22 protein-coding genes are annotated in these 25,946 nt (G+C 71.2%); 13 read left to right on the top strand and 9 right to left on the bottom strand.

Annotated features, from left to right (window positions below):
* Window positions 1-217: 217 nt before the first annotated feature.
* From rpoB to AC3A3L_RS04525, 4 genes are all read left to right on the top strand, one after another.
* A complete protein-coding gene (gene rpoB / locus AC3A3L_RS04540; RefSeq protein WP_487638834.1) occupies window positions 218-3,799 on the top strand; it encodes a DNA-directed RNA polymerase subunit beta in 3,582 nt (1,193 codons plus the stop codon).
* An 85-nt stretch (window positions 3,800-3,884) separates the two neighbouring features.
* Window positions 3,885-7,730 (top strand): DNA-directed RNA polymerase subunit beta', encoded by a 3,846-nt coding sequence (locus AC3A3L_RS04535; RefSeq protein ID WP_487638833.1) that lies wholly within the window; start codon window positions 3,885-3,887, stop codon window positions 7,728-7,730.
* Between the two features lie 116 nt (window positions 7,731-7,846).
* Complete coding sequence (locus AC3A3L_RS04530; RefSeq protein ID WP_487638832.1) at window positions 7,847-9,094, top strand: geranylgeranyl reductase family protein; 1,248 nt, start codon at window positions 7,847-7,849, stop codon at window positions 9,092-9,094.
* Window positions 9,091-9,879: a lysophospholipid acyltransferase family protein gene (locus tag AC3A3L_RS04525; protein ID WP_487638831.1), complete on the top strand. Its 789-nt coding sequence runs from the start codon at window positions 9,091-9,093 to the stop codon at window positions 9,877-9,879. The genes AC3A3L_RS04530 and AC3A3L_RS04525 overlap by 4 nt, the downstream gene beginning before the upstream one ends.
* Here AC3A3L_RS04525 and AC3A3L_RS04520 read toward each other — a convergent pair.
* Window positions 9,854-10,885, bottom strand: a complete 1,032-nt coding sequence (locus AC3A3L_RS04520; RefSeq protein WP_487638830.1) for an acyltransferase family protein — start codon at window positions 10,883-10,885, stop codon at window positions 9,854-9,856. The genes AC3A3L_RS04525 and AC3A3L_RS04520 overlap by 26 nt on opposite strands.
* 31 nt (window positions 10,886-10,916) lie before the next feature.
* On the opposite strand from AC3A3L_RS04520, the gene AC3A3L_RS04515 reads away from it, so the two are divergent.
* From AC3A3L_RS04515 to AC3A3L_RS04500, 4 genes are all read left to right on the top strand, one after another.
* Window positions 10,917-11,819 (top strand): NUDIX domain-containing protein, encoded by a 903-nt coding sequence (locus tag AC3A3L_RS04515; RefSeq protein WP_487638829.1) that lies wholly within the window; start codon window positions 10,917-10,919, stop codon window positions 11,817-11,819.
* Complete coding sequence (locus tag AC3A3L_RS04510; protein WP_487638828.1) at window positions 11,812-13,077, top strand: hydroxyacid-oxoacid transhydrogenase; 1,266 nt, start codon at window positions 11,812-11,814, stop codon at window positions 13,075-13,077. The genes AC3A3L_RS04515 and AC3A3L_RS04510 overlap by 8 nt, the downstream gene beginning before the upstream one ends.
* 130 nt (window positions 13,078-13,207) lie before the next feature.
* Entirely contained in the window at window positions 13,208-14,410 is a 1,203-nt protein-coding gene (locus AC3A3L_RS04505; RefSeq protein WP_487638827.1) for a class I SAM-dependent methyltransferase, read from the top strand.
* Window positions 14,403-15,302 carry a hypothetical protein gene (locus AC3A3L_RS04500; RefSeq protein WP_487638826.1) on the top strand — a complete coding sequence of 300 codons (900 nt, stop codon included), beginning with the start codon at window positions 14,403-14,405 and terminating at the stop codon, window positions 15,300-15,302. Before AC3A3L_RS04505 ends, AC3A3L_RS04500 begins: the two co-directional genes overlap by 8 nt.
* A 30-nt stretch (window positions 15,303-15,332) precedes the next feature.
* On the opposite strand, the gene AC3A3L_RS04495 is transcribed toward AC3A3L_RS04500, so the two are convergent.
* A complete protein-coding gene (locus AC3A3L_RS04495) occupies window positions 15,333-16,022 on the bottom strand; it encodes an aspartate/glutamate racemase family protein (protein ID WP_487638825.1) in 690 nt (229 codons plus the stop codon).
* A 20-nt stretch (window positions 16,023-16,042) separates the two neighbouring features.
* The gene (locus AC3A3L_RS04490; RefSeq protein ID WP_487638824.1) at window positions 16,043-16,795 is read right to left on the bottom strand and encodes an SDR family NAD(P)-dependent oxidoreductase; all 753 of its coding nucleotides are present in this window, start codon (window positions 16,793-16,795) and stop codon (window positions 16,043-16,045) included.
* A gap of 25 nt (window positions 16,796-16,820) precedes the next feature.
* On the opposite strand from AC3A3L_RS04490, the gene AC3A3L_RS04485 reads away from it, so the two are divergent.
* The 4 genes from AC3A3L_RS04485 to AC3A3L_RS04470 all read left to right on the top strand — a co-directional run bounded on the left by AC3A3L_RS04485 (window position 16,821) and on the right by AC3A3L_RS04470 (window position 20,007).
* Window positions 16,821-17,705, top strand: coding sequence for an RNase H family protein (locus tag AC3A3L_RS04485; RefSeq protein WP_487638823.1), 885 nt, complete (start codon window positions 16,821-16,823; stop codon window positions 17,703-17,705).
* Window positions 17,706-17,764: 59 nt separating this feature from the next.
* On the top strand, window positions 17,765-18,136 hold the full coding sequence (locus tag AC3A3L_RS04480; protein ID WP_487638822.1) for a hypothetical protein: 372 nt from the start codon (window positions 17,765-17,767) through the stop codon (window positions 18,134-18,136).
* A gap of 96 nt (window positions 18,137-18,232) precedes the next feature.
* Entirely contained in the window at window positions 18,233-19,489 is a 1,257-nt protein-coding gene (gene mshA, locus AC3A3L_RS04475; protein ID WP_487638821.1) for a D-inositol-3-phosphate glycosyltransferase, read from the top strand.
* The gene (locus AC3A3L_RS04470; protein WP_487638820.1) at window positions 19,486-20,007 is read left to right on the top strand and encodes a type III secretion system chaperone family protein; all 522 of its coding nucleotides are present in this window, start codon (window positions 19,486-19,488) and stop codon (window positions 20,005-20,007) included. Before mshA ends, AC3A3L_RS04470 begins: the two co-directional genes overlap by 4 nt.
* A gap of 36 nt (window positions 20,008-20,043) precedes the next feature.
* On the opposite strand, the gene AC3A3L_RS04465 is transcribed toward AC3A3L_RS04470, so the two are convergent.
* The 3 genes from AC3A3L_RS04465 to AC3A3L_RS04455 all read right to left on the bottom strand — a co-directional run bounded on the left by AC3A3L_RS04465 (window position 20,044) and on the right by AC3A3L_RS04455 (window position 22,966).
* Window positions 20,044-20,970, bottom strand: coding sequence for a DMT family transporter (locus AC3A3L_RS04465; protein WP_487638819.1), 927 nt, complete (start codon window positions 20,968-20,970; stop codon window positions 20,044-20,046).
* Between the two features lie 89 nt (window positions 20,971-21,059).
* Window positions 21,060-21,737, bottom strand: coding sequence for a response regulator (locus tag AC3A3L_RS04460; protein WP_487638818.1), 678 nt, complete (start codon window positions 21,735-21,737; stop codon window positions 21,060-21,062).
* The gene (locus AC3A3L_RS04455) at window positions 21,734-22,966 is read right to left on the bottom strand and encodes a sensor histidine kinase (protein WP_487638817.1); all 1,233 of its coding nucleotides are present in this window, start codon (window positions 22,964-22,966) and stop codon (window positions 21,734-21,736) included. The genes AC3A3L_RS04460 and AC3A3L_RS04455 overlap by 4 nt, the downstream gene beginning before the upstream one ends.
* 120 nt (window positions 22,967-23,086) lie before the next feature.
* On the opposite strand from AC3A3L_RS04455, the gene phoU reads away from it, so the two are divergent.
* On the top strand, window positions 23,087-23,737 hold the full coding sequence (phoU, locus tag AC3A3L_RS04450; RefSeq protein ID WP_487638816.1) for a phosphate signaling complex protein PhoU: 651 nt from the start codon (window positions 23,087-23,089) through the stop codon (window positions 23,735-23,737).
* Between the two features lie 178 nt (window positions 23,738-23,915).
* Here phoU and AC3A3L_RS04445 read toward each other — a convergent pair whose 3' ends face one another.
* The 3 genes from AC3A3L_RS04445 to AC3A3L_RS04435 are packed head-to-tail and all read right to left on the bottom strand — an operon-like array spanning window position 23,916 to window position 25,870.
* Complete coding sequence (locus AC3A3L_RS04445; protein ID WP_487638815.1) at window positions 23,916-24,659, bottom strand: phosphoglyceromutase; 744 nt, start codon at window positions 24,657-24,659, stop codon at window positions 23,916-23,918.
* Window positions 24,656-25,138: a copper chaperone PCu(A)C gene (locus AC3A3L_RS04440; protein WP_487638814.1), complete on the bottom strand. Its 483-nt coding sequence runs from the start codon at window positions 25,136-25,138 to the stop codon at window positions 24,656-24,658. Before AC3A3L_RS04440 ends, AC3A3L_RS04445 begins: the two co-directional genes overlap by 4 nt.
* 21 nt (window positions 25,139-25,159) lie before the next feature.
* A complete protein-coding gene (locus AC3A3L_RS04435; RefSeq protein WP_487638813.1) occupies window positions 25,160-25,870 on the bottom strand; it encodes a UbiA family prenyltransferase in 711 nt (236 codons plus the stop codon).
* Window positions 25,871-25,946: the final 76 nt, after the last annotated feature.

The raw sequence follows: 25,946 nt of genomic DNA, 5'->3' as shown, positions 1-25,946 counted from the left end.
AATCGGCGCGTTCTGCTTGACCCGGGGCGATGTGGCGTTCATAGTCGTGGCCAACGCGTGGAGCAGACCCTCTGGGAAATCGACCCCGCGTTTGTGGCGTGTCCTGAGTTGCGCTATCGTGTCTCCTTGCGCCTGCCCTCAGATGCCCGACGCCTTCCGGACGGCCGTCGTGGTGGTCGGCAAGCGCCGATCACTCGCTCATCTGTGAGGACACCTCTTGGCCGTGCGCAGCTCTGCTGGTAACCACCGTCGCACCTCTTTCGCAAAGATCACCGAACCTCTCGAGGTTCCCCCCCTCATCTCGCTCCAGACGAGCAGCTTCGACTGGCTGGTCGGCGGAGAGCGCTGGGAGGCGGAGGTGGCCGCCCGTCGGGCTGCCGGTGAGGACGTCTCCGAGAAGACCGGTCTGCAGGAGATCTTCGAGGAGATCTCCCCGATCGAGGACTTCTCCGAGACGATGATGCTCTCCTTCGACAACCCCGTCTTCCTCGACGAGAAGTACACCGAGGAGGAGTGCAAGGAGAAGGACTTCACCTACTCCCGCCCGCTCTACGTCTCCGCCGAGTTCATGAACCACGAGACCGGTGAGATCAAGGGCCAGACAGTCTTCATGGGCGACTTCCCCATGATGACCCGCAAGGGCACCTTCATCATCAACGGCACCGAGCGCGTCGTCGTCTCGCAGCTGGTGCGCTCGCCCGGCGTCTACTTCGAGTCGAGCCCCGACAAGACGTCCGACAAGGACATCTTCACCGCCAAGCTCATCCCGAGCCGCGGTGCCTGGCTCGAGTTCGAGATCGACAAGCGTGACCTCGTCGGCGTGCGCCTCGACCGCAAGCGCAAGCAGAACGTCACCGTCCTGCTCAAGGCGCTCGGCTGGACCACCGACCAGATCCGCGAGGAGTTCGGTCAGTACGAGTCGATGATGCTGACCCTCGAGAAGGACAGCGTCCGCTACGAGGTCGTCTACGAGGAGCTGCAGAAGAAGGCGCGGGGCGAGGCTCCGACCGCCGAGCAGGTCAACGACGAGGTCACCCGCCTCGCGCTGCTCGACATCTACCGCAAGCTCCGCCCGGGTGAGCCGCCGACGGCCGAGGCCGCGCAGACGCTCCTCAACAACTACTACTTCAACCCGAAGCGCTACGACCTGGCGAAGGTCGGCCGCTACAAGATCAACAAGAAGCTCGGCCTCCACGAGGCGTTCGACCAGCAGACGCTGACCATCGACGACGTCGTGGCCGCCATCCGCTACGTCGTGCAGCTGCACGCCGCGGGTGTCCAGGCCGAGTCGCCCGACCTGGTCGACGCCGAGGGCAACGTCGTCGAGGGCCCCGACGGTGCTCCCGTCAAGGTCCAGGCCGACGACATCGACCACTTCGGCAACCGCCGCATGCGCACCGTGGGCGAGCTCATCCAGAACCAGCTCCGCACGGGACTGGCCCGCATGGAGCGCGTGGTCCGCGAGCGGATGACCACCCAGGACGTCGAGGCCATCACGCCGCAGTCCCTGATCAACATCCGTCCCGTGGTCGCGGCGCTGAAGGAGTTCTTCGGCACCTCGCAGCTCTCGCAGTTCATGGACCAGACCAACCCGATCGCCGGCCTGACGCACAAGCGTCGCCTCTCGGCGCTCGGTCCCGGTGGTCTGTCCCGCGACCGCGCCGGCATGGAGGTCCGTGACGTCCACCCGTCGCACTACGGCCGCATGTGCCCCATCGAGACCCCTGAAGGCCCCAACATCGGCCTGATCGGCTCGCTGGCCTCCTACGGCCGGATCAACCCGTTCGGCTTCGTCGAGACCCCCTACCGCCGCGTGGTCAAGGGTGTCGTCACCGACGAGATCGACTACCTGACGGCCGACGACGAGGACCGCTACGTCATCGCGCAGGCCAACGCCCCGCTCGACGCGAAGATGAAGTTCGTCGAGGAGCGCGTCCTGGTCCGCCAGAAGAACGGCGAGGTCGACGCGATCCTGGCCGAAGAGGTCGACTACATGGACGTCTCGCCGCGCCAGATGGTGTCGGTCGCGACGGCCCTGATCCCGTTCCTCGAGCACGACGACGCCAACCGCGCGCTCATGGGCGCCAACATGCAGCGCCAGGCCGTGCCGCTGATCACCAGCGACAGCCCGCTGGTCGGCACCGGCATGGAGTACCGCGCCGCGGTCGACGCCGGTGACGTGGTCGTCGCCGACAACGCCGGTGTGGTGAAGGAGGTGTCCGCCGACGCCATCGAGACGATGAACGACGACGGCACCTACCAGACCTACCGCCTGGCCAAGTTCCGTCGCTCCAACCAGGGCACCTGCATCAACCAGCGCCCGCTGGTCAAGGCCGGTGACCGCCTCGAGGTCGGCACGCCGATCGCCGACGGCCCCTGCACCGACGACGCCGAGATGGCGCTGGGCACCAACCTGCTCGTCGCCTTCATGCCGTGGCAGGGCCACAACTACGAGGACGCGATCATCCTCAGCCAGCGCCTGGTGCAGGAGGACATCCTCACCTCGATCCACATCGAGGAGCACGAGGTCGACGCCCGCGACACCAAGCTCGGCCCCGAGGAGATCACGCGGGACATCCCGAACGTCTCCGAGGAGGGCCTGGCCGACCTCGACGAGCGCGGCATCATCCGCATCGGCGCCGAGGTCACCACCGGTGACATCCTGGTCGGCAAGGTCACGCCCAAGGGCGAGACCGAGCTCACCCCCGAGGAGCGCCTGCTCCGCGCGATCTTCGGTGAGAAGGCGCGCGAGGTGCGCGACACCTCGATGAAGGTGCCCCACGGTGAGTCCGGCACGGTCATCGGCGTGCGCGTCTTCGACCGCGAGGACGGCGACGACCTGCCCCCCGGCGTCAACCAGCTGGTGCGCGTCTACGTCGCGCAGAAGCGCAAGATCTCGGTCGGCGACAAGCTCGCCGGACGCCACGGCAACAAGGGCGTCATCGCCAAGATCCTGCCGATCGAGGACATGCCGTTCATGGAGGACGGCACCCCGGTCGACGTCGTGCTCAACCCGCTGGGTGTGCCGCGTCGTATGAACATCGGCCAGATCCTCGAGCTGCACCTCGGCTGGCTCGCCAAGCAGGGCTGGGACCTCAACCTCTCCGGCGAGAAGGGCGAGTCCGACTGGAAGAAGCGCCTCATCGCGATCGGCGCCGACAAGGCCGACCCCGACACCAAGGTCGCCACCCCGGTGTTCGACGGTGCCCGCGAGGACGAGATCACCGGTCTGCTCGGCTCCACGCTGCCCAACCGTGACGGTGAGCGGATGGTCAAGGAGGACGGCAAGGCCGCGCTCTTCGACGGTCGTTCGGGCGAGCCGTTCCCGGAGCCGGTGGCTGTCGGCTACATGTACATCCTCAAGCTGCACCACCTCGTCGACGACAAGATCCACGCTCGCTCGACCGGCCCCTACTCGATGATCACGCAGCAGCCGCTGGGCGGTAAGGCCCAGTTCGGTGGCCAGCGGTTCGGTGAGATGGAGGTCTGGGCGATGGAGGCCTACGGCGCCGCCTACGCCCTCCAGGAGCTGCTGACGATCAAGTCCGACGACGTGCCGGGCCGCGTGAAGGTCTACGAGGCCATCGTGAAGGGCGAGAACATCCCCGACTCCGGCATCCCCGAGTCGTTCAAGGTGCTCGTCAAGGAGATGCAGTCCCTCTGCCTCAACGTGGAGGTGCTGTCGCAGGACGGTTCCCAGATCGAGCTCAAGGACGCGGAGGAAGACGTCTTCCGCGCCGCCGAGGAGCTCGGCATCGACCTGTCCCGCCGCGAGCCCAGCTCCGTCGAAGAAGTCTGAGTGACGCGGTACGCCGGCCCCGCCGGCGTACCGCCCTCAGTCCCCAGCTCCACTTTCCACGTACTAACGAAGGACTGCAGCCATCGTGCTCGACGTTAACTTCTTCGACCAGCTTCAGATCGGCCTGGCCACTGCGGACGACATCCGCACGTGGAGCCACGGCGAGGTCAAGAAGCCGGAGACCATCAACTACCGCACGCTCAAGCCCGAGCGTGACGGCCTCTTCTGCGAGAAGATCTTCGGTCCCACCCGGGACTGGGAGTGCTACTGCGGCAAGTACAAGCGCGTGCGCTTCAAGGGCATCATCTGCGAGCGCTGTGGCGTCGAGGTCACCCGCTCCAAGGTGCGCCGCGAGCGCATGGGCCACATCGAGCTCGCCGCTCCCGTGACCCACATCTGGTACTTCAAGGGTGTCCCGTCGCGCCTGGGCTACCTGCTCGACCTGGCGCCGAAGGACCTCGAGAAGGTCATCTACTTCGCCGCCTACATGATCACCTCGGTCGACGAGGACGCGCGCCACCGCGACATGGACTCCCTGGAGAACAAGGTCGGCCTGGAGCGCGAGCGCCTCGAGAAGCGCCGCGACACCTCCGTGGAGGACCGCGCCAAGAAGCTCGAGGAGGACCTCGCGACCCTCGAGGCCGAGGGTGCCAAGGCCGACGCCAAGCGCAAGGTGCGCGACGGCGCCGACCGCGAGATGAACCAGCTCCGCGACCGCGCGAACCGTGAGATCGCGCGCCTCGAGGAGGTCTGGGACACCTTCAAGAGCCTCAAGGTCCAGGACCTGCTCGGCGACGAGCTGCTCTACCGCGAGATGAAGACCTGGTTCGGCAAGTACTTCGAGGGCCACATGGGCGCCACGGCGATCCAGAAGCGCCTCCAGGACTTCGACATCGAGGCCGAGGTCGAGTCGCTGCGCGACACCATCGCCAACGGCAAGGGCCAGCGCAAGGTCCGTGCCCTCAAGCGCCTCAAGGTCGTCGACGCGTTCCGCAAGACCGGCAACCAGCCGATCGGCATGGTCCTCGACGCCGTCCCGGTGATCCCGCCGGACCTGCGCCCGATGGTCCAGCTCGACGGTGGCCGCTTCGCCACCTCCGACCTGAACGACCTCTACCGCCGCGTCATCAACCGCAACAACCGCCTCAAGCGACTGCTCGACCTCGGCGCGCCCGAGATCATCGTCAACAACGAGAAGCGGATGCTGCAGGAGGCCGTGGACAGCCTCTTCGACAACGGTCGTCGCGGTCGTCCCGTCACCGGCCCGGGCAACCGGCCGCTGAAGTCGCTCTCCGACATGCTCAAGGGCAAGCAGGGACGCTTCCGTCAGAACCTGCTCGGCAAGCGCGTGGACTACTCGGGCCGTTCGGTCATCGTGTCGGGTCCGCAGCTCAAGCTGCACCAGTGCGGCCTGCCGAAGCAGATGGCGCTCGAGCTGTTCAAGCCGTTCGTCATGAAGCGCCTCGTCGACCTGTCGCACGCGCAGAACATCAAGTCCGCCAAGCGGATGGTCGAGCGCGCCCGCCCGGTCGTGTGGGACGTCCTCGAAGAGGTCATCACCGAGCACCCCGTGCTGCTCAACCGTGCGCCCACCCTGCACCGCCTCGGCATCCAGGCATTCGAGCCGCAGCTGATCGAGGGCAAGGCCATCCAGATCCACCCGCTCGTGTGCGGCGCGTTCAACGCCGACTTCGACGGTGACCAGATGGCCGTCCACCTCCCGCTGTCCGCGGAGGCGCAGGCCGAGGCCCGCATCCTGATGCTGTCGACCAACAACATCCTCAAGCCGTCGGACGGCCGTCCGGTGACCATGCCCTCGCAGGACATGATCATCGGCCTGTTCTGGCTGACCGCCGACCGTGACGGTGAGCCCGGCGAGGGTCGCGTCTTCTCCAGCCCGGCCGAGGCGATCATGGCCTTCGACCGCCGCGAGATCACGCTGCAGAGCAAGATCAGCATCCGCCTCACCGACGTGGTGCCCCCGCTCGACCTCGAGCTGGGCGCCGACTGGGAGGAGCGGACCGCCGTCCAGCTCGACACCACCCTGGGCCGTGTCTACTTCAACGACACGCTCCCGGCGGACTACCCGTTCGTCAACGAGGAGGTCGGCAAGAAGCGCCTCGGCGCGATCGTCAACGACCTCGCCGAGCGCTACACCAAGGTGCAGGTCGCTGCCTCGCTCGACGCCCTCAAGGACGCCGGCTTCCACTGGGCCACGCGCTCGGGTGTGACCGTCTCCATCGACGACGTCACCACGCCCGACAGCAAGGCCGAGATCCTGGCCCGCTACGAGGCGCAGGCCGAGAAGGTCCAGAAGAACTACGAGCGCGGTGTGATGACCGACGACGAGCGTCGTCAGGAGCTCATCGAGCTGTGGACCCAGGCTGCCGCCGAGGTCGGTCGCGCGATGGAGGCCAACTTCGACCGCGCGAACCCGATCTACATGATGGTCGACTCGGGTGCCTCCGGAAACATGAACCAGATCCGGCAGGTCGCGGCCATGCGTGGACTGGTGGCCAACCCGAAGGGCGAGATCATCCCGCGCCCGATCAAGGCCAACTTCCGCGAGGGCCTGACGGTGCTCGAGTACTTCATCGCCACCCACGGTGCCCGCAAGGGTCTGGCCGACACCGCGCTCCGCACCGCCGACTCGGGCTACCTGACCCGTCGTCTGGTGGACGTGTCGCAGGACGTCATCATCCGTGAGGACGACTGCGGCACCGAGCGTGGCCTGCCCAAGCGGATCGACGACGAGCACGTGGAGACCTCGGCCTACGCCCGCTCCTCGGCGGTCGACATCCTCCACCCGGAGACGGGTGAGGTGCTCGCCGGCGCCGGCGAGGACCTGGGTGACGTCAAGATCGGCGAGCTCGTGGCCGCCGGCGTCACCGAGGTCAAGGTCCGCTCGGTCCTGACCTGCGACGCCCGCACCGGCACCTGTGCCAAGTGCTACGGCCGCTCGCTGGCCACCGGCAAGCTGGTCGACATCGGTGAGGCGGTCGGCATCATCGCCGCCCAGTCCATCGGCGAGCCCGGCACGCAGCTGACCATGCGCACCTTCCACACCGGTGGTGTGGCCTCCGCCGACGACATCACGCAGGGTCTGCCCCGTGTGGTCGAGCTCTTCGAGGCCCGCTCGCCCAAGGGTCGTACGCCCATCTCGGAGTCCGCCGGTCGCGTGAAGATCGAGGAGACCGACAAGGCCCGCGTCGTCGTGGTCACCCCCGACGACGGCTCCGAGGTCCAGGAGATCCCGGTGTCGAAGCGCTCGCGCCTCAACGTCGAGGACGGCGACCACATCAACGTCGGTCACCACATCACGTCCGGTACCCCCGACCCGCAGGACGTCCTGCGCATCCTCGGTGTCCGCAAGGCCCAGGAGCACCTCGTGGACGAGGTGCAGGAGGTCTACCGGTCCCAGGGCGTGGCGATCCACGACAAGCACATCGAGATCATCGTGCGGCAGATGCTGCGTCGCGTGACGGTCATCGAGTCCGGTGACACCAACCTGCTCCCGTCCGACCTGGTCGACCGGGTGCGGTTCGAGGAGGAGAACCGTCGCGTGGTCTCCGAGGGCGGCAAGCCGGCCTCGGGTCGCCCGGTCCTCATGGGCATCACGAAGGCCTCGCTCGCGACCGAGTCGTGGCTCTCGGCGGCCTCCTTCCAGGAGACCACCCGGGTGCTCACGGACGCCGCGATCAACGGCCGCTCCGACAGCCTCCGCGGCCTGAAGGAGAACGTGATCATCGGAAAGCTCATCCCGGCCGGCACCGGCCTCGAGCGCTACCGCAACATCCGGGTGGAGCCCACCGAGGAGGCGCGCGCCGCGGCCTACTCGGTCACCGGCTACGACTCCTACGACTACGACTTCGGTCCGTCGTCGCAGGCCGTCGCGCTCGACGACTTCGACTTTGGGTCGTACCAGAACTGATCGCGAAGCGATCAGGTCTGGTGTGACGACCCAGATCGAGTAGCACCAACGCCCCGTCCTCGCTTGCGAGGACGGGGCGTTGTGCGTATCGAGATCGACCCTGAGAGAATCCGCGCGTGACGACCCCCTCCTCGCGTCCCACCTCGACCGACGTGCTCGTCGTCGGCGCCGGCCCTGCGGGCTCGGCAGCCGCCGCGTGGGCAGCCCGCGCCGGGCTCGACGTCGTGCTGGCCGACGCGGCGACGTTCCCGCGCGACAAGACCTGCGGCGACGGCCTGACCCCGCGCGCGATCGGGGAGATGCAGAAGCTCGGCCTCGAGGACTGGCTGCGCGCCCACACCGTCAACGAGGGGCTGCGGGCCCACGGCTTCGGCCAGACCCTGCTGCTGCCGTGGCCGGGTGGATCGCTGCCCGACTGGGGCTCGGCGGTCGCCCGCACCGAGCTCGACGACCACCTGCGCACGGTGGCGATCAAGAGCGGGGCGCGGGCCGTCGACGGCGCCCGCGCGGTCGGCGTACGACGTGACGGCGAGCGCGTGGCGGCGGTCGAGCTGCGCGACGCCGAGGGCACCTACGAGGTCGCGTGCCGGTGGCTGGTCGTGGCCGACGGCGTCCGCTCGCCGCTGGGCAAGCTGCTCGGGCGCGAGTGGCACCGCGACACCGTCTACGCCGTGGCGGGTCGCTCCTACGTCGACTCGGAGATGAGCGACGACCCCTGGATCAGCTCCCACCTCGAGCTGCGCGACGAGCAGGGCGAGCTGGTGACGGGTTACGGCTGGATCTTCCCGCTCGGCGACGGCACCGTGAACCTCGGCGCCGGCACCCTGGCGACCAGCAGGCGGCCGGCGGAGGTCGCCATCAAGCCGCTCATGCAGACCTACGCCGACACCATCGGCGCGGACTTCGGCCTCTCGGGCGAGCTGCGGATGCCGACCTCGGCACTGCTGCCGATGGGTGGCGCGGTCAGCAACGTCGCCGGCCCCAACTGGGCCCTCATCGGCGACGCCGCCGCCTGCGTCAACCCGCTCAACGGCGAGGGCATCGACTACGGCCTCGAGACCGGCCGCCTCGTCGCCGAGCACATCGCGAGCGGCACCGGCCTCGGCGAGGCCTGGCGCTCGACGCTGGTCGAGCACTACGGCGAGGCGTTCTCGATCGCCCGCCGGCTCGCCGGGATCGCCACGCAGCCCAAGGTGGTGGCCGCGCTCGGGCCGGCCGGGATGCGCTCGGACTGGCTGATGACGCTGGCCCTGCGCTGGATGGGCAACCTCGTCGACGACGCCGACCGCGACCGCGCGGCACGGGTCTGGCGCTGGGCCGGTCGCCGGTCGATGGCGCGCGACGCCCGGCCACCCTTCGCGTGAGCCGCGAGCGCACCTACCGGGCGGCCGTCGCGCTCGGTCGGACCGGCATGCGTGCCCTCGGCATGCAGGTCACCGGGCTGGGGGCCGAGCACGTGCCGACCGAGGGGCCCGTGCTGCTCGCGGCCACGCACGTGTCGTACCCCGACTTCGTCTTCGTGCAGGACGCCGCCCGCTCCTCGGGCCGCTACATCCGCTTCATGACCCGTCACGACGTCTGGCAGGTGCCCGGCGTTGGCCGTGCGATGACCGCCATGCGGCACGTCCCGGTCGACCGCGAGGCCCCTGCGGGGGCGTACGTCGTGGCGCGTCGGCTGCTGCGCGACGGCGAGGCGGTGTGCGCGTTCCCCGAGGCGGGGATCAGCTACTCCTACACCGTCCGCTCGCTGATGCGCGGGGTGGCCAGCCTGGCCCGCGAGACCGGTGCCCCGGTCGTCCCGGTGGCGCTGTGGGGTGCGCAGCGGGTCTGGTCCGTCGGCATGCCCGACGAGCGCGGTCGCGAACCGCGCCCGGACCTCACCCGGGGCCGCCGGATCGACGTCAGCTTCGGACCGCCGCTCACGGTTGCCCCGGACGAGGACCTCACCGCCTGGACGTGCCGGCTGGGCGCGGTGCTCAGCGAGCAGCTCGAGGAGCTCCAGCGGCTGGCACACCACCGGCCGCAGCCCGGCGAGCACGCCCCGTGGTACCCCGCACACCTGGGCGGGCACGCGCCCACCCGGGCCGAGGCCGCGCACCTCGACGTGGTGCCGCGCGCCGCGATCAGGCCGACGTGGGGGCCGAGGTAGGCCTGGACCGCTTGCGGCGCGCCTCCAGCCAGCCGAGCGGGTTCGTGAACGGCTCGAGCACCCTCCGCACGGGCGGGCACGCCAGGAAGAACGTGAGGCCGATGGCGCCGACGACGGTGAGGACGAGGCCGAGCGTCGGGTAGGCGGCGGTGAAGTCGGGCCAGCCGAGCGCCAGGAACGTCTTGATGACGAAGCCGTGGAACAGGTAGATGACCATCGTGGCCGTGCCCATCGTGGTGAACCAGCCGAGGTTGCGCCGCGGCACCAGCGACATCGCGGAGAAGGTGCCGAGCAGGCCGACCATCATGACCGTGAGCCGGGTCTGGAAGACGATCTCGTTGTCGATCGGGATCTCGGAGTAGCCGGTGTCGTACCAGAGCAGCGCCGACTCCGCCCAGGTGTCGGTGTAGAGCGCCATGATGCCGATGCCGACGAGCATCGGCACCGCCGCGACCTTGACCCACACGTCGTCGAGGTGCGCGAGGTGGCGGGGCTTGAGGTGCAGGCCGAGCACGAAGAACGGCAGCAGGCCGAGGAACCGCGGGATCATCAGCGCCTCGGTGTCCCAGACCCCGCCGACCAGGCTGACGATCACCGACAGCGGCAGGAACAGCCAGTGCAGCTTGAGGATCGGCGTGATCAGGCGCCACATCAGCAGCACGATCAGGTACCACATGGTCCAGTGCGGCTCGATCCACAGCGGGCCGGTGACGCCCTCGCCGACCACCTCGCGGCGGTAGTAGAACAGCGCCGGCTCGAAGAGCAGGTAGGGGATCAGGAGGGTGTAGACCAGGTTCTTCATCCGGCGGCGGTCCCACTCGAAGGACTTCGAGAGGTAGCCGCTGATGAACACGAAGGCCGGGATGTGCCACAGGTAGATGAAGTCGTAGACCCAGTGACTGCCCGCCGTGTCCTCGACGAGCCCGATCGAGTGGCCCACGACGACCAGCGTGATCAGGACCATCTTGACGTTGTCGAGCCACGGATCTCGGGACGCGGGGGGCACGGCGCTCACCGTACTTCACTAGGTTGGAGGCATGGGATCCCTGCCGAGGCGACAGCGGGTGGCGGCGTACGCCGTCATCCTCCGCGAGCGCGGCGGCCGGGTCGAGATCCTGCTGAGCCGCCTCGCGCCGCGGGTCTCACGCTCCGAGCTGTGGACCCTCCCGGGCGGTGGCGTCGACCACGGCGAGGACCCGCGCGACGCCCTGATCCGCGAGGTGCAGGAGGAGACGGGCCTCGACGCCACCGTGGGTGACCGGGCCCGTGTCTACAGCGCCCACATGCCCCGGGCGCCGCGCGACGGGCAGCTCGTCGACGCCCACGCGATCCGGCTGGTCTACGAGGGCTGGGTGCCGCCGGACGCGCCCGTCCCACGGGTGGTCGAGGTCGACGGCTCCACGATCGAGGCGGCCTGGAAGGCGCTCGACGACGTCGCCTCGGGCGTCGTCCCGGTGTCGTCGGTGGTGACCGAGGCCCTCGTCGACCACCAGCCCTTCCGGCTGCAGCGCGTCGCGGCGTACGCCCTCGTCACCCGCTGTGCCGCAGGGCGCGACGAGGTGCTGCTGACCCGCCTCTCGTCGACTGCGGCGCACCCCGGACGGTGGACGCTGCCCGGCGGGGGCGTGGACCACGGCGAGCACCCGTCGCTCGCCCTGGCCCGGGAGGTCGAGGAGGAGTGCGGCCTGGCGTGCGAGGTCGGCGTGCTCCTCGGCGTGCACGACACGCACTTCGCCGGCACCGCCCCGTCGGGACGCATCGAGGACTACCACGGCGTGCACCTCCTCTACCGGGCCACCGTCGCCGACGGCGAGCCCCGGGTGGTAGAGGTGGACGGCACCACCGACGCCGTCGCGTGGGTGCCCACGGCCGGCATCGTCTCGGGCCAGGTCGATGTGCTGGACGTCGTCACCTACGCACTGGGAGCAGACCGTGACTGAGACCGTCTTCACCTACGCCGCGCCCGGCCTCAAGTTCGGCCGCGGCGCCAGCGACGAGATCGGCTGGGACGTCCACCAGCTGTGCCGCGACGTCCCCGGCACTGAGCGGCGGGTGCTGCTCGTCACCGACCCCGGCGTCGCGGCCACCGGCCACCCCGACCGGATCGCCGACGGCATGCGGTCCCGCGGCCTCGACGTGGTCGTCTACCCCGGGGCGCGCGTCGAACCGACCGACGCCTCGCTGGAGGCGGCCATCGCCGCGGCCCGCGAGGCAGGGCCGTTCCACGCCGTGGTGGCAGTGGGCGGCGGCTCGTCGATCGACACCGCCAAGGCGGTCGACCTGATGCTGACCAACCCGGGCGAGCTGATGGACTACGTCAACGCGCCGGTCGGCGGCGGCCGGGCGCCGGAGCACCCGCTCCTGCCGCTCGTCGCCGTGCCGACGACCACCGGCACCGGCGCGGAGTCGACGACCATCTGCGTGCTCGACGTCCTGGCCCTCGCGGTCAAGACCGGCATCTCCCACGCCCGGCTGCGGCCCACCCTCGCCGTGGTCGACCCCGACCTCACGATGACGCAGCCGGCAATGGTGACGGCGTCGGCGGGCATGGACATCCTCTGCCACGCGCTCGAGAGCTGGACGGCCCGTTGGTTCGCCGACTTCGACGCCAAGCAGCCCGAGCAGCGGGTGCCCTACTGCGGCGCCAACCCGATCGCCGACATGTGGGCCGAGAAGTCGCTGTCCCTCCTGGCCGGGGCGTTCCGACGTGCCGTCCAGGACGGGTCCGACGCCGAGGCGCGCGAGCAGATGGCCCTCGCCGCCACCTTCGCCGGGCTGGGCTTCGGCAACGCCGGCGTCCACGTGCCCCACGCGTGCGCCTACCCGATCGCCGGCCGGGTCCGCGACTACCGGCCCGAGGGCTACCCCGCCGACGAGCCGATCGTCCCGCACGGGATGGCGGTCGTGATGACCGCGCCCGCCGCCTTCGCGCTCCTGCACGACGCCGCGCCCGAGCGGCACCGCCGTGCGGCCGAGATCCTCGGCGGCACCGGAGAGCCCCTCCCCGACGTGCTGCGCGGGCTCATGCGCGACGTCGGCCTGCCGAGCGGCCTCGCCGAGCTCGGCTTCGGGGAGTCCGAGATCGACGACCTGGTCGAGGGCGCGCTCAAGCAGCAACGCCTGCTCGCCACCGCGCCCGTCGACGTCACCGCCGAGCACCTGGCGACCGTCTTCCGGGAGTCGCTCGAGCACTGGTGACGTGCCGCGAGGAATGAGCGGGCGCCGCCCCGGTCACTAGGATGAGGGGCATGAACCCCCGCCACCGCCGACTCGTGATCCCGGTGGCGTTGGGGGCACTCATCCTCATCGTCGTCCTCGCCGCCGTCCTGTGAGTGACGAGCTCGCCACCGTCCGCTCGGCGATCCTCGACGCCGACCACCTCGTGCGCGCGCTCGCGAGCGGGCGGCGCAAGGGCCGACCGGTCCCGGTCGTGGAGGGTCGCGAGGTCCGTCGGGTCGAGGTGCGGGTCGTGGACCTGCGGGCCGGGCGCCACCTGCAGGTGACGTCGTACGACGCCACGCAGGCGCACACCACCAACCACCTCGTCGGCGAGGCCGCCGAGGCCGCGGTCGACGCGCTGCTCACGGAGCCGTTCGGCAACTGGCACGTCGACACCGCCACCGCCACCCACCAGCTGCGGGTGACGAAGAAGGGCGTGCCGCTGCTGCACACCGCGAACCGCGCGGAGGAGGTCGCGCCGTTCCGTGGCCACGACCGGTCCAAGGACCGGCTACTCGCCGAGGACCACCCGGTGCTCGTCGCCCTCGGGATCAGCGACGCCCAGGGACGGGTCAAGCCCACCCGGCAGGCGAAGTACCGCCAGGTGGAGGAGTTCGTCCGGCTCCTCGACGCGAGCCTCACCGAGGCCGTCGCCCAGGGACGGGTGCGCACCCCGACCGCCGACGACCCGCTGCGGGTGGTCGACCTCGGCTGCGGCAACGCCTACCTCTCGTTCGCCGCCCACGCCTTTCTCTCCGACCGCTTCCCGGTGCGGGTCACCGGCGTCGACGTGAAGCAGCAGTCCGCCGACCACAACGCGCGCGTCGCCGCCGACCTGGGCATCGACGCCGACTTCGTCGTCGGCTCGATCGCCGACGCCCGCCTCGAGCAGGCGCCCGACGTCGTGCTCGCCCTGCACGCCTGCGACACCGCGACCGACGACGCCCTCGGCCGGGCGCTGGAGTGGGAGGCCCCGCTGGTCCTCGCCGCACCGTGCTGCCACCACGACATCGCCGCCCAGCTCCGCACCGCCGACGTGCCCGAGCCCTACGCGATGCTCACCCGCCACGGCATCCTGCGCGAGCGTTTCGCCGACACGCTCACCGACGCCCTGCGCGCCGCGTTGCTGCGCCGCGAGGGCTACCGCGTCGACGTCGTCGAGTTCGTCGAGAGCGCCCACACCCCGCGCAACACGCTCCTGCGTGCGGTGCGCACGGGCGCCGACGGCTCCGACGCGGCCCGCGAGTACGACGACCTGCTCGCCGCGTGGGGCGTCCGTCCCCGGCTCGGCGAGCTGCTCGGGCATGGCTGACCGTCGCCGCGTCGCCCTCGGGGCGCTCGTCGCCGTCCCCTTCCTGCTGGGGGCGGCCGCCGGCGCGCCGGGAGCCGCCGACCACCCGGCGTTCCGCTTCCAGGACCCCGAGATCGTCGAGTCGAGCGGGCTCGTGGTGCTGCCGGGTCCCGGGCGCGACGCCGGCCTGGTGGTGACCACCAACGACTCCGGTGACTCTGCACGCGTCTTCGCCGTCGACCCCGCCACCGGCGCCACCGTCGGCGTGACCACCTGGGCGACCGACCCCGAGGACGTGGAGGCGCTCGCGCCCGCCGGCCCCGGCCACGTGTGGGTGGCCGACATCGGCGACAACCGGCACGCCCGCGACTCGGTGTCGGTGCTCCGGGTGCCGGTCGGACGCGGCGACCGCGACGTCGTGCCCGATGCCTACGACCTCGCCTACCCCGACGGGTCGCACGACGCCGAGGCCCTGGTCAGCCACCCCGTCACCGGGCGGCTCTTCGTCATCACCAAGGGCGTCTTCTCCGGCACGGTGTACGCCGCCCCGCAGCGGCTGCGAGCCGACCGCACCAACACCCTGACCGAGGTCGGCCAGGCACCGGGCATCGTCACCGACGCCACCTTCCTGCCGGGCGGGGGAGGGGTGGTCATGCGCACCTACTCCTCGGCCCACCTGTCGGCGTTCCCGTCGTGGCAGGGCGTCGAGTCGTGGACGCTGCCCGACCAGGACCAGGGTGAGGGCGTCGCGCTCGCCGGGGACGGGCTGCTGGTCAGCACCGAGGGCGCCCGCTCGGAGGTGCTCCGGGTCGGACTGCCGGCGTCGGCCGGCGCGACCGACTTGCTCTCGCCGGCGTGGACGAGCCTGCGCTGGCTCGCGACGGCCCACGCCGTGCCGCTGCCCGCTGGTTGAGGAGGTCGCGCCGCGACCGTCACGAAACCCCTAGCCGAGCGCCGCGTCGAGCGCGGCCTGGACGTGCAGAGTCGTGCAGGGGAACACCGGCAGCTCGACGTCTGCCTGCTTCACCAGCAGCTCGAGCTCGGTGCACCCGAGCAGCACGCCACCGGCGCCGGCGTCCCACAGCTCCTCGATGATCGACACGACTCGGCTGCGCGTGCGGGGCAGCACGACCCCGTGCACGAGCTCCTCGTAGATCGCGTCGTTGAGGAGGTCGTGGTGCGACGCCTCGGGCACGACGACAGACAGGCCGTGGCCCTGGAGGCGGTCGACGAAGAACGACTCCGACATGGCGACCTTGGTGCCGATGAGGCCGACGGTCTCGACCCCCGCTGCCGTGACCGCCTCAGCGACGACGTCACCGAGGTGGAGCAGCGGGATGCCGACCGCCTCCTGGACCTGGACGGCGACCTTGTGGAACGTGGTGGTGCACAGCAGCAGGAAGTCGGCGCCCGCCCGCTCGACGCCGCGCGCGGCGTCGGCGAGGAGCACACCGACCTGGTCCCACTTCTCCTCGTCCTCGAGGTGGGTGACCTCGGCGAAGTCGACGGTCGTCAACGCCAGCCTCGGCGACGACAGCCCGCCGAGCCGCTCGCGCATCCCGAGGTTGAGGTCGCGGTAGTAGGCCGCGCTGCTCTCCCAGCTCATCCCGCCGACGAGTCCGATGGTCTTCACGCGCGGCAGTCTTCCACGACTCAGCTGCGGTGCACCTTGTGTGCCGCAGCCTGGGCACGGGGCTTGATCACGAGCTCGTCGATGTCGACGTGCGAGGGCCGGGTGGCCACCCAGGCGATGGCGTCGGCGACGTCCTCGGCCAGCAGCGGCTGGTCGACACCGGCGTACACCGCGTCGGCGCGCTCCTGGTCGCCGCCGAACCGCACGAGCGAGAACTCGTCGGTCCGGACCATGCCGGGGGCGACCTCGCTGATGCGCACCGGCTCGCCGTTGAGCTCGAGCCGCAGCGTCTCGGTCACCACCTTCACGCCGTGCTTGGCGGCGGTGTAGCCGGCGCCGCCCTCGTAGGCCCAGCGCCCCGCCGTCGACCCGACGTTGACGATCACCGCGTCGCCGCTGGCGCGCAGCGCGGGCAGCAGCGCCTTGGTCACGCGCACCAGCCCGAGGACGTTGACGTCGTACATCCAGCGCCAGGCGTCCACGTCGGCCCCGTCGACCCGGTCGACCCCGACCGCGCCCCCGGCGTTGTTGACGAGCACGTGGCAGGTCGGTACCGCCGCCGCGAGCGCGTCGACCGAGGCCTGGTCGGTGATGTCGCAGGTGATCGCCTCGCCGCCGATCTCGGCGGCGAGGTCCTCGATGCGGTCGGTGCGGCGTGCGGCGCAGACGACGCGGAAGCCCTGCGCCGCCAGGGCGCGGGCCGTCGCGGCACCGATGCCGCTGGAGGCGCCGGTCACGACGGCGGTACGGGTCTGGGGGCTGTCGGCGCTCATGCACCCATCCTGCCAATATGTCCCCGTGATCATCGCGGCGGCTGACGGTTCGGCACTCGGCAACCCCGGCCCGGCCGGCTGGGCGTGGTACGTCGACGACGACTGCTGGGCGTCCGGGGGCTGGCCGCGCGGCACCAACAACATGGGCGAGCTGATGGCGGTCCTCGACCTCCTCCAGCAGACCGCGCACGTCGACGACGAGCTGCACGTGTTCTGCGACAGCAAGTACGTCATCGACTCGGTCACCAAGTGGATGCCGGGCTGGAAGCGCAAGGGCTGGAAGAAGAGCGACGGCAAGCCCGTGCTCAACGTCGAGCTGATGAAGGCGCTCGACGCCGCCATGGAGGGCCGGCGCGACCGGGTCCGGTTCGAGTGGGTCAAGGGTCACGCGGGCCACGAGCTCAACGAGGCGGCCGACAGGCGCGCCAACGCTGCGGCGTCGGCGTACCAGCGCGGCGTCGAGCCCGACGCAGGCCCCGGCTTCGTCGGGAGCAGCGTCTCCCACCCCGACGCCGCGGTGGGACAGGTCGAGGAGGAGCCGGACCTCTTCAGCGACCTCGAGGGCGAGGTGCCGGCCACCGACGAGCAGCACGTCGTCGCGATGGAGCGGGCGCTGCTGACCGACGAGGTGCGCGGCGACCGGGCCGCGGTCGCGGCGCTGCTCCACCCCGAGTGGCAGGAGGTCGGTCGCTCGGGCCGGCTGTGGACCCGCGACGACCTGCTCGCCGAGGTCGGCCCGATCGATCAGGTGAGCCTCGACGTGGTGTCGGTCGAGCGGGTCGACCGCGACACGATCCTGCTGCTCTGGCGTGCGCTCGCCGACGACCGGTCGACGCTGCGCAGCAGCCTCTGGGTGCGCGCCGGCGGGCAGTGGCAGCAGCGCTTCCACCAAGGCACCGACGAGCCCTGAGCGGACGGCCTGACCATCCCGAGGCCACCCGTCGGGGTGAGACGTGGCACACTCGTCCGATGCCTCCTGCGAAGCTCGCCGCGCCGCTCGCTCTCCTGGGCGGCGTGCTGTGGATCCTGCACGCGCTGCTCGGCGGCGGTGACGGCCTCCTCCTCGACGTCCTGCACGTCGCCGGCTACGTGTGCCTGATGGGCGCCTCCGCCGTCTTCGGCACCACGCTCGTCAAGGGCGACGCGATGGGCGTGCGCGCCGTCGTCGCGGTGGCGTCCGCCCTCCTGGCGCTGTCGGTCGTCGAGGCGTTCCGCCCCGCCGGCACTGCGTGGTACGACGGCTCGTGGGGCGTCGTGGCCGTCCTCCTCGGCGGCCTCGCCCTGTCGCGTGTCCGCGGCCGCTCGGCCGCACGTCGCCCGGCCGGCGCGCACGCCCGCTGACCCACGGGATCCTCGAGGGAATCCCGGGAGGCTTTCCGGGGTTGTGCCTGAGGTGCCCTGACCGGGGCACGCAGTCGAGGGTACCGAGGAGGCAACGTGGGCGAGCGGGTCGCGATGATCAGCCTGCACACCTCACCGCTGGACCAGCCCGGGACCGGCGACGCGGGCGGCATGAACGTCTACGTGATCGAGCTCTCCCGTCGCCTGGCAGCCCAGGGCATCGCGGTGGACGTCTTCACCCGGGCCACCTCCTCCTCGCTCCCGCAGGTCGTCGAGGCCGCCGACGGCGTGCTCGTGCGCCACGTGGCCGCCGGACCGTTCGAGGGGCTGACCAAGGGTGAGCTCCCCGGCCAGCTCTGCACCTTCGCCCGCGAGGTGCTCCGCACCGAGGCGATGCAGCCTCTCGGCCACTACGACGCGGTGCACTCCCACTACTGGCTCTCCGGCCAGGTCGGCGCGCTCGCCCGGGACCGGTGGAACGTGCCGCTCGTGCACTCGATGCACACCATGGCCAAGGTCAAGAACGAGGCGCTGGCCGACGGCGACACCCCCGAGCCGGTGTCCCGCGTGATCGGCGAGGAGCAGGTCGTGGAGGCCGCCGACCTCCTCGTCGCCAACACCGACACCGAGGCCCGCCAGCTCATCGACCTCTACGACGCCAGCCCCGACTGCGTCGAGGTGATCCACCCCGGCGTCGACCTGTCCGTCTTCGCCCCCCGCGGTCGGGCGGAGGCCCGCCGCGAGCTCGGCCTGCCCGCGGACGCGGCGGTGCTGCTGTTCGCCGGCCGGATCCAGCCGCTCAAGGCGCCGGACGTGCTGCTCCGCTCGGTCGCGGTGCTGCTCGAGCAGGACCCGTCCCTGCGGCACCGGCTCGTCGTGCCCGTCGTGGGCGGACCGTCCGGCTCCGGGCTCGAGCACCCCACCGCGCTGGCCGACCTGGCGAGCGGCCTCGGCATCGACGACGTGGTGCGGTTCGTCCCGCCGGTCAGCCAGTCGGAGCTGGCGGTGTGGACCTCGGCCGCCACCGCGGTCGCGGTCCCGTCCTACAACGAGTCGTTCGGGCTCGTCGCCGTCGAGGCGCAGGCGACCGGCACGCCCGTCGTGGCCGCCGCGGTCGGCGGGCTCACCACGGTGGTGCGCGACGGGGTGAGCGGCCTGCTCGTCGACACCCACGAGCCCCGGGACTGGGCCGCCAGCCTGCGCCGCCTGATCGACGACCCGGTGCTGGTGGCCCGCCTCGGCCGCGGCGCCGTCGCGCACGCCCAGGACTTCTCGTGGGAGCGCACCGCCGAGCGCACCCTCGCGGCGTACGAGCGTGCCAGCGGACGCATGCGTGCTGAGATGGCCTCATGAGCAGCCCCTCCTCGCCCGCCACCGCGACGGCCGTCGACGTCGTCCGCGACTACCTCGCCGCCAACGACATCGAGCACGAGGAGACCAGCCGCGAGGGCGTCGAGGGCGCGAGCTTCTCCCTCACGCTCCCGGGGGAGAAGAAGCTGCAGACGCCCGTGCGCCTCGACGTCGGCGCCCACGCGCTGGGGGTGCACGCCTTCGTGTGCCGCAACCCCGACGAGAACCACCCGCGGGTGCACCGCTGGCTGCTGGAGCGCAACCTCAGGATGTACGCCGTCTCGTTCGCCGTCGACCGCCACGGCGACATCTACCTCGAGGCGCGGTTGCCACTGGCCTCCGTCGAGCCCGACGAGCTCGACCGCATCCTCGGCTCCGTGCTGGCCAACGCCGACGAGTCGTTCAACGCGATCCTCGAGCTCGGGTTCGCCACCTCCATCCGCAAGGAGTGGGAGTGGCGGATCTCCCGGGGCGAGTCGACCCGCAACCTCGAGGCCTTCCGCGGCTGGCTCGAGGCCTAGCAACCCCGCTGGTCGAGGAAGGCGCCCCGGCGCCTGTCACGAGACCCGGTCACGCGTCCTCGGCTTGCGGCGCGTCATCAGCACACCGACGATGGCCAGCGCGCCGCCCACGAAGCTGAGCGTCGGCGGCACCTCGTCGATCGTCAACCACGCCACGAGCGTGGCGATGCCAGGCACCAGGAACGTCGTCAGCGACAGCGCCCCGGCGTCGGTGTGGGTGAGCGCGTAGGCCCACGTGGTGAAGGCGACGGCGGTGGGGAAGACGCCGAGGTAGACGATCCACCACAGCTCGGCGCCCCCGTCGGCGACGATGCCCGGCAGGTCGCCCGAGAAGGGCAGGCAGATGAGCGCGCCCATCAGGAACGACACGAACACGACCTGCACGGACGGCAGGCGGCGCAGCAGGACCTTCTGGGTCAGCACCCCGACGGCGTACATCACGGCGGCGACGATCACGAGGCCGACGCCGAGGAGGCTGGCGTCGGCGTCGGTGGACGACCCGCGGGCGATGACCGCGACGCCGGCGAAGCCGACGACCATGCCGCCCAGCAGCCACGCGTGCATCCGCTCGCCGAACAGCGGGATGGCGAGCAGGGCGACGATGACGGGTCCGACCTGGATGATCATCGCGGCGGTTCCGGCGTCCACGTGGCGCTCGCCGGCGTTGAGGGCCAGGTTGTAGACGCCGAACCAGCCGATGCCGCCCGCTGCCAGCAGGGTCCACTCACGACGGGTCGGGCGCACCCACCCGCGGCGCAGCACGAGCGGCAGGACCACCAGCGCCGCGACCAGCAGGCGACCCGACCCGAGGGCGCCCGGGCTCACGTCGTGGGCCACGTGCCGGATCACCACGAACGCCGAGGCCCACATGACCAGCGTCACCGCGCCGGCCGCGACCGGGAGCCACGGGGCGGGTGAGGTGGTGGTGGGTCGGCTCGCGGCGGTCTGGGTCGTGGTCGTCACAAGTCAAGGCTAGGTACGGTCATGACCGGTCGCCAGCGCATTTCGGACGTCGTACGCCGACATCCCGCCGCCACGTAGCCTCCCTCCGGTCAGAGGTCCAGCTTGTAGCCCAGCCCGCGGACGGTCACGAGGTACTTCGGCTCCCCCGGGTCGGGCTCGAGCTTGGCGCGCAGCCGCTTGACGTGCACGTCGAGCGTCTTGGTGTCGCCGACGTAGTCCGAGCCCCACACGCGGTCGATGAGCTGGCCGCGGGTGAGCACGCGGCCGGGGTTGCGCAGGAACATCTCGAGCAGCTCGAACTCCTTGAGCGGAAGCCGCTGCTCCGACCCGTCGACCGTGACGACGTGGCGCTCGACGTCCATCCGGACCGGGCCGGCCTCGAGGGTGTCGGGCATGAGCTCGGGCTCCTGGCCGCGGCGCAGCACGGCGCGGATGCGGGCGACCAGCTCGCGCGGGGAGTAGGGCTTGGTGACGTAGTCGTCGGCCCCGAGCTCGAGCCCCACGACCTTGTCGACCTCGTCGTCCTTGGCGCTGACCATGATCACCGGGACCGACGACGTCTGCCGGATCTGCCGGCAGACCTCCGTGCCGGGGATCCCCGGGAGCATCAGGTCCAGCAGGACGATGTCGGGTCCGAAGCGGTCGAACTCCGTGAGGGCGGTGTTGCCGTCGGCGGCGATCGCCACCTCGTAGCCCTCCTTGCGGAGCATGTAGGCGAGGGCGTCGCTGTAGCTCTCTTCGTCCTCGACGACGAGTACGCGGGTCATGTGTTGGTCTCCTGCTGTGCTCTGCGTGGTGCGGGATCGGTGCCGGTCCGGGGCCGCGCGGGTGCGACGACCTCGACCGGGGTGGTGGTGCTGCCGGTGGCCTGGCCCGGCCCCGAGCTGCGGGGGAGGGTGAGGGTGAAGGTCGAGCCCTGCCCCTGCACCGACCACACGGAGATGTCGCCCCCGTGGGTGGCCGCGACGTGCTTGACGATCGAGAGGCCGAGGCCGGTGCCGCCCGTCGAGCGGTGGCGGGCCGGGTCGACACGGTAGAAGCGCTCGAAGATCCGGTCGATGTCCTCGGCGGGGATGCCGATGCCCTGGTCGACCACGGAGACCTGGACCTGTTCGCCCTCGGAGCGGGTCGTGACGACGACGCGCGAGCCCGCGTTGGAGTAGGCGACCGCGTTGGCGACGAGGTTGCTGACCGCCGCGCCGATCTGCTCCTGGGAGCCGAAGACCTCGAGGCCCGTCTCGCCACGCGACTCCACGGAGATCTGCTTGGCGGCCGCCTCCATCGCGCTGGTGTCGACGGCGGTCGCGACCGCGGCGTCGAGGTCGACCATGACGGGCGTCTCGAGCGGGTCGTGTCCCTGGAGCCGGGAGAGCTCGATGATCTGCTGCACGAGCTTGGAGAGCCGGTCGCTCTCGGTGAGCATCCGCCCGGCGAAGCGCTGGACGGCCTCGGGGTCGTCGGCGGCATCGGTGACCGCCTCCGCGAGCAGCCGGATCGCGCCGACGGGGGTCTTGAGCTCGTGGCTGACGTTGGCCACGAAGTCACGGCGTACCGCCTCCACGCGGCGCTCCCGCGTGCGGTCCTCGACCAGTGCCAGCACCAGCCGGGCTCCCAGCGGCGCGACGCGCGCGGTGAGCGTGCGGGTGAACCCACCGTCGGGTGCGGGCATGTCGAGGTCGCTCTCGCGGATCTGCCCGTCACGGCGCACCTGCGCGATGAGGTCGAGCAGCTCGGGCACCAGGACGGTGTCGCCGCGCACCAGCCCGAAGGCGTACGCCGGCGCCGAGGCCTTGAGCACGTGGTCGGACTCGTCGACCACGACCGCGCTCGAGCGCAGGATGCTCAGGACGGCCGCGACGCCCGCCTGGACGACGGGTGGCTCCACCTCGGGCACCGTGTGGCGCTGGCGGTCGCTGATGTGCCAGGCGAGGACCGCGCCGCCCGCCACGATGGCTCCGACGAGCGCGGCCAGGGCAGCCTGCGTCGTCGGATCCACGCTCACATCGTACGCATCGGCGAGGGGCGTCCTGGCCGGATGGACGGGCGGCACGGAGTGTTCACCCCTCGTTCATCGAGTGCGTACGTCTGTTCGCTTGGGCTGCCTACAGTGCGCGACATGCGTGAGGCTTTCCATGACCAGCTCGACGGCATCTTCGCCGACCTGTCCGACATCTGCGGGCAGGTCGAGGTCGCCGTGCGCGAGGCCACCAAGGCGCTGCTGAGCGGCGACGTGCACACCGCCGACCAGGTGATCAGCAACGACAAGGCGATCGACGCCGCCCGCGAGCGGGTCGACGACACCGCGTTCGCGCTGCTCTCGCTCCAGCAGCCCGTGGCCGGCGACCTGCGGATGATCGTCTCGGCCCTGCGGATGGTCAGCGAGCTCGAGCGGATGGGCGACCTCTCGGTCCACGTCGCGAAGATCGCCCGCCTGCGCGTGCCCTCCGTGGCGGTGCCCGACGAGCTACGTCCCACCATGGAGCTGATGGCCGACACGGCCGAGGACATGGTGCGCCGCGTGCGCGACATCATCGTCGACCGCGACGTCGAGGCCGCCATCGAGCTCGGTCGCGACGACGAGGTGATGGACCAGCTGCGCCGCCGCAGCTTCACCGAGCTGCTCTCCACCGACTGGCAGCACGGCGTCGAGGCCGCGGTCGACATCGCCCTGCTCGGCCGCTACTACGAGCGGATCGCCGACCACGCCGTCTCGGTCGCCAACCGGGTCGTCTTCGTCGTCACCGGCGACCTGCCCCCGCGCGACTGACGTACGCCGCTGCTTCCTCTCCGTCGAGCGGTGCCTGAGCCACATTCCGGAGGCCCGGGATGTGGGTGGGCCACCGCTCGCCGGCGTGTCGTACGACGGCGCGCGCCCGGGCGGTGCCGGACCTGCATTCCGGCTGATCGGAATGTGGGTGGGCCACCGCCACGGCGGCGGAAGCTGCTCAGCGACCCTGGTTGGCGACGGCTGCGGCAGCGGCCGCGGCGGCCTCGGGGTCGAGGTACTCGCCACCGGCGACGGTGGGGCGCATGTCGTCGTCGAGGCGGTAGACCAGCGGCATGCCGGTGGGGATGTTGAGGCCCGCGATGTCCTCGTCGCTGATCTGGTCGAGGTGCTTGACCAGGGCCCGGAGGCTGTTGCCGTGGGCGGCCACGAGGACGGTCCGGCCGGACTGGAGGTCCGGCACGATCTCAGCCTCCCAGTAGGGCAGGAAGCGTGCGATGACGTCCTTGAGGCACTCGGTGCGCGGCAGCTCGTCACCGAGGTCGGCGTAGCGCGGGTCGGCTGCCTGGGAGAACTCCGAGGAGTCGTCGAGCGGCGGCGGCGGGGTGTCGAACGAGCGGCGCCAGAGCATGAACTGCTCCTCGCCGAACTCGGCCAGGGTCTGCTTCTTGTCCTTGCCCTGGAGTGCGCCGTAGTGGCGCTCGTTGAGCCGCCACGAGCGCTTCACCGGGATCCAGTGGCGGTCGGCGGCGTCGAGGGACAGGTGGGCGGTGGTGATCGCGCGGCGCTGCAGCGAGGTGTGCACGATGTCGGGCAGCAGGCCGGCCTCGACCAGGAGCTCGCCCCCGCGTACCGCCTCGGCGCGACCCTTGTCGGTCAGGTCGACGTCGACCCAGCCGGTGAACAGGTTCTTGGCGTTCCACTCGCTCTCGCCGTGGCGGAGCAGGACGAGCGTGTGCGTCATGAGGCGTCCATGCCTTCCCAGTAGCCGAAGTCGTCGGGGACGACGGGGACGTTGAACGAGACCCGCTCACCGTTGCCGAAGTCGAGGGACAGCGGGACGAAGTCGCCCGCGGTGAACTCGCCGGTCAGGACGATGTCGGCGGGCGGCTCGGCCAGGTTGACCAGCCCGTCGGCCGGGACGGTGACGGGCTCGAACTCGGCGGCCTGGATGGTCGCCCCGTCGGTGCCGGACTCCCCGGTGATGGCGGTGAGGCTCTGCTCGTCGACGTCGTCGTTGTTGGACAGCGATGCCACGAAGGTCCCCGACCCCTCGGCCCCGGAGACCACCACAGCGGAGAGCACGTCGACCACGCCCTCGCGGTTGTTGGCCCCGCCGGCGGGGGTGTAGTCGCGCTCGGTGGCGTAGCTGAACCCGCACGAGGTCAACGGAACGGCGAGAGCGACGACCGCGGCGGCGGTCGCGAGGGATCGGAGTCGCATGGCGGACAGCCTAGCGTCGGCTCAGGTCAGTCCGACGGTCCGCCCTGCGATGAGGATCACGACGACGACGACGCCCGTCCACACGCTCGCCAGGAGGAGGAGCCGCGGGGTGCCGGTGCGCAGCGCCACCAGCATCGGGAAGGACTTCTCGCCCTCCTCGTGGTCGGCCACGAGACCGGGCAGGGCCAGGAGCACGTGGACGCCCAGTCCCAGCGCCGCCGCCAGGGCGATCATCACTGGTGTGGGCGGCGTCGGGGAGCCGACCCCGCCCCAGCCGCCGTACGCGAGGAACGCGGGGTAGAGCGCGAAGCTCGCCATCCACGGCAGGAACGACAACGCCCGCGCGTGGAGGAACCGGTCGCCGACCGCGGACACCACGAGGAGCGCGAGGTACGTCGCCCCGGCGCGGCGTCCGTTGGCCACGGCGAGGGGCACGACCAGCAGGAACGCGCAGGTGAGCGCGAACCACACCGTGCCGGGGTCGAGCCGCCCCGAGGCCAGCGGCTTGTCGGGGCGTCGTCGGGCGTCGCGCTCCCGGTCGGTGAGGTCGTCGGTCCACCCCAGCATCGACTGGCCGACCAGCACCGTGGCGGCGACGAGGGCGACCTCTCGCAGCGGGCGCCCGGCGACGGCGGCCGAGGTGCCCAGCGCGGCCGCGGTGGCGATCGCCTGGCGTGGGTGGGCTGCCCGGACGAGGAGCAGCGACGGGGGCAGCGCTTGGGCCCGGAGCATGGGCCGCAGTATGGCCGAGCAGGGGACCGGCAGGGGGCGCACACCACAGCAACACGTGTCTTGTCAAGCCCGGATA

The sequence above is a fragment of the Nocardioides sp. Soil_C_8 genome, from assembly GCF_057656315.1.
Note: the sequence above shows the minus strand (reverse complement) of the source record. Positions and strands in the feature narration are given on the sequence as shown.

What these genes read in the sequence shown, in the direction of transcription:
- AC3A3L_RS04500 (WP_487638826.1), top strand. Translation starts at nt 14,403, where the DNA reads ATGGCTGACCGTCGCCGCGTCGCCCTCGGGGCGCTCGTCGCCGTCCCC.
- AC3A3L_RS04435 (WP_487638813.1), bottom strand. Translation starts at nt 25,870, where the DNA reads ATGCTCCGGGCCCAAGCGCTGCCCCCGTCGCTGCTCCTCGTCCGGGCA.
- AC3A3L_RS04470 (WP_487638820.1), top strand. Translation starts at nt 19,486, where the DNA reads ATGAGCAGCCCCTCCTCGCCCGCCACCGCGACGGCCGTCGACGTCGTC.
- AC3A3L_RS04480 (WP_487638822.1), top strand. Translation starts at nt 17,765, where the DNA reads ATGCCTCCTGCGAAGCTCGCCGCGCCGCTCGCTCTCCTGGGCGGCGTG.
- AC3A3L_RS04440 (WP_487638814.1), bottom strand. Translation starts at nt 25,138, where the DNA reads ATGCGACTCCGATCCCTCGCGACCGCCGCCGCGGTCGTCGCTCTCGCC.
- AC3A3L_RS04490 (WP_487638824.1), bottom strand. Translation starts at nt 16,795, where the DNA reads ATGAGCGCCGACAGCCCCCAGACCCGTACCGCCGTCGTGACCGGCGCC.
- AC3A3L_RS04460 (WP_487638818.1), bottom strand. Translation starts at nt 21,737, where the DNA reads ATGACCCGCGTACTCGTCGTCGAGGACGAAGAGAGCTACAGCGACGCC.
- phoU (WP_487638816.1), top strand. Translation starts at nt 23,087, where the DNA reads ATGCGTGAGGCTTTCCATGACCAGCTCGACGGCATCTTCGCCGACCTG.
- AC3A3L_RS04515 (WP_487638829.1), top strand. Translation starts at nt 10,917, where the DNA reads ATGGGATCCCTGCCGAGGCGACAGCGGGTGGCGGCGTACGCCGTCATC.
- AC3A3L_RS04445 (WP_487638815.1), bottom strand. Translation starts at nt 24,659, where the DNA reads ATGACGCACACGCTCGTCCTGCTCCGCCACGGCGAGAGCGAGTGGAAC.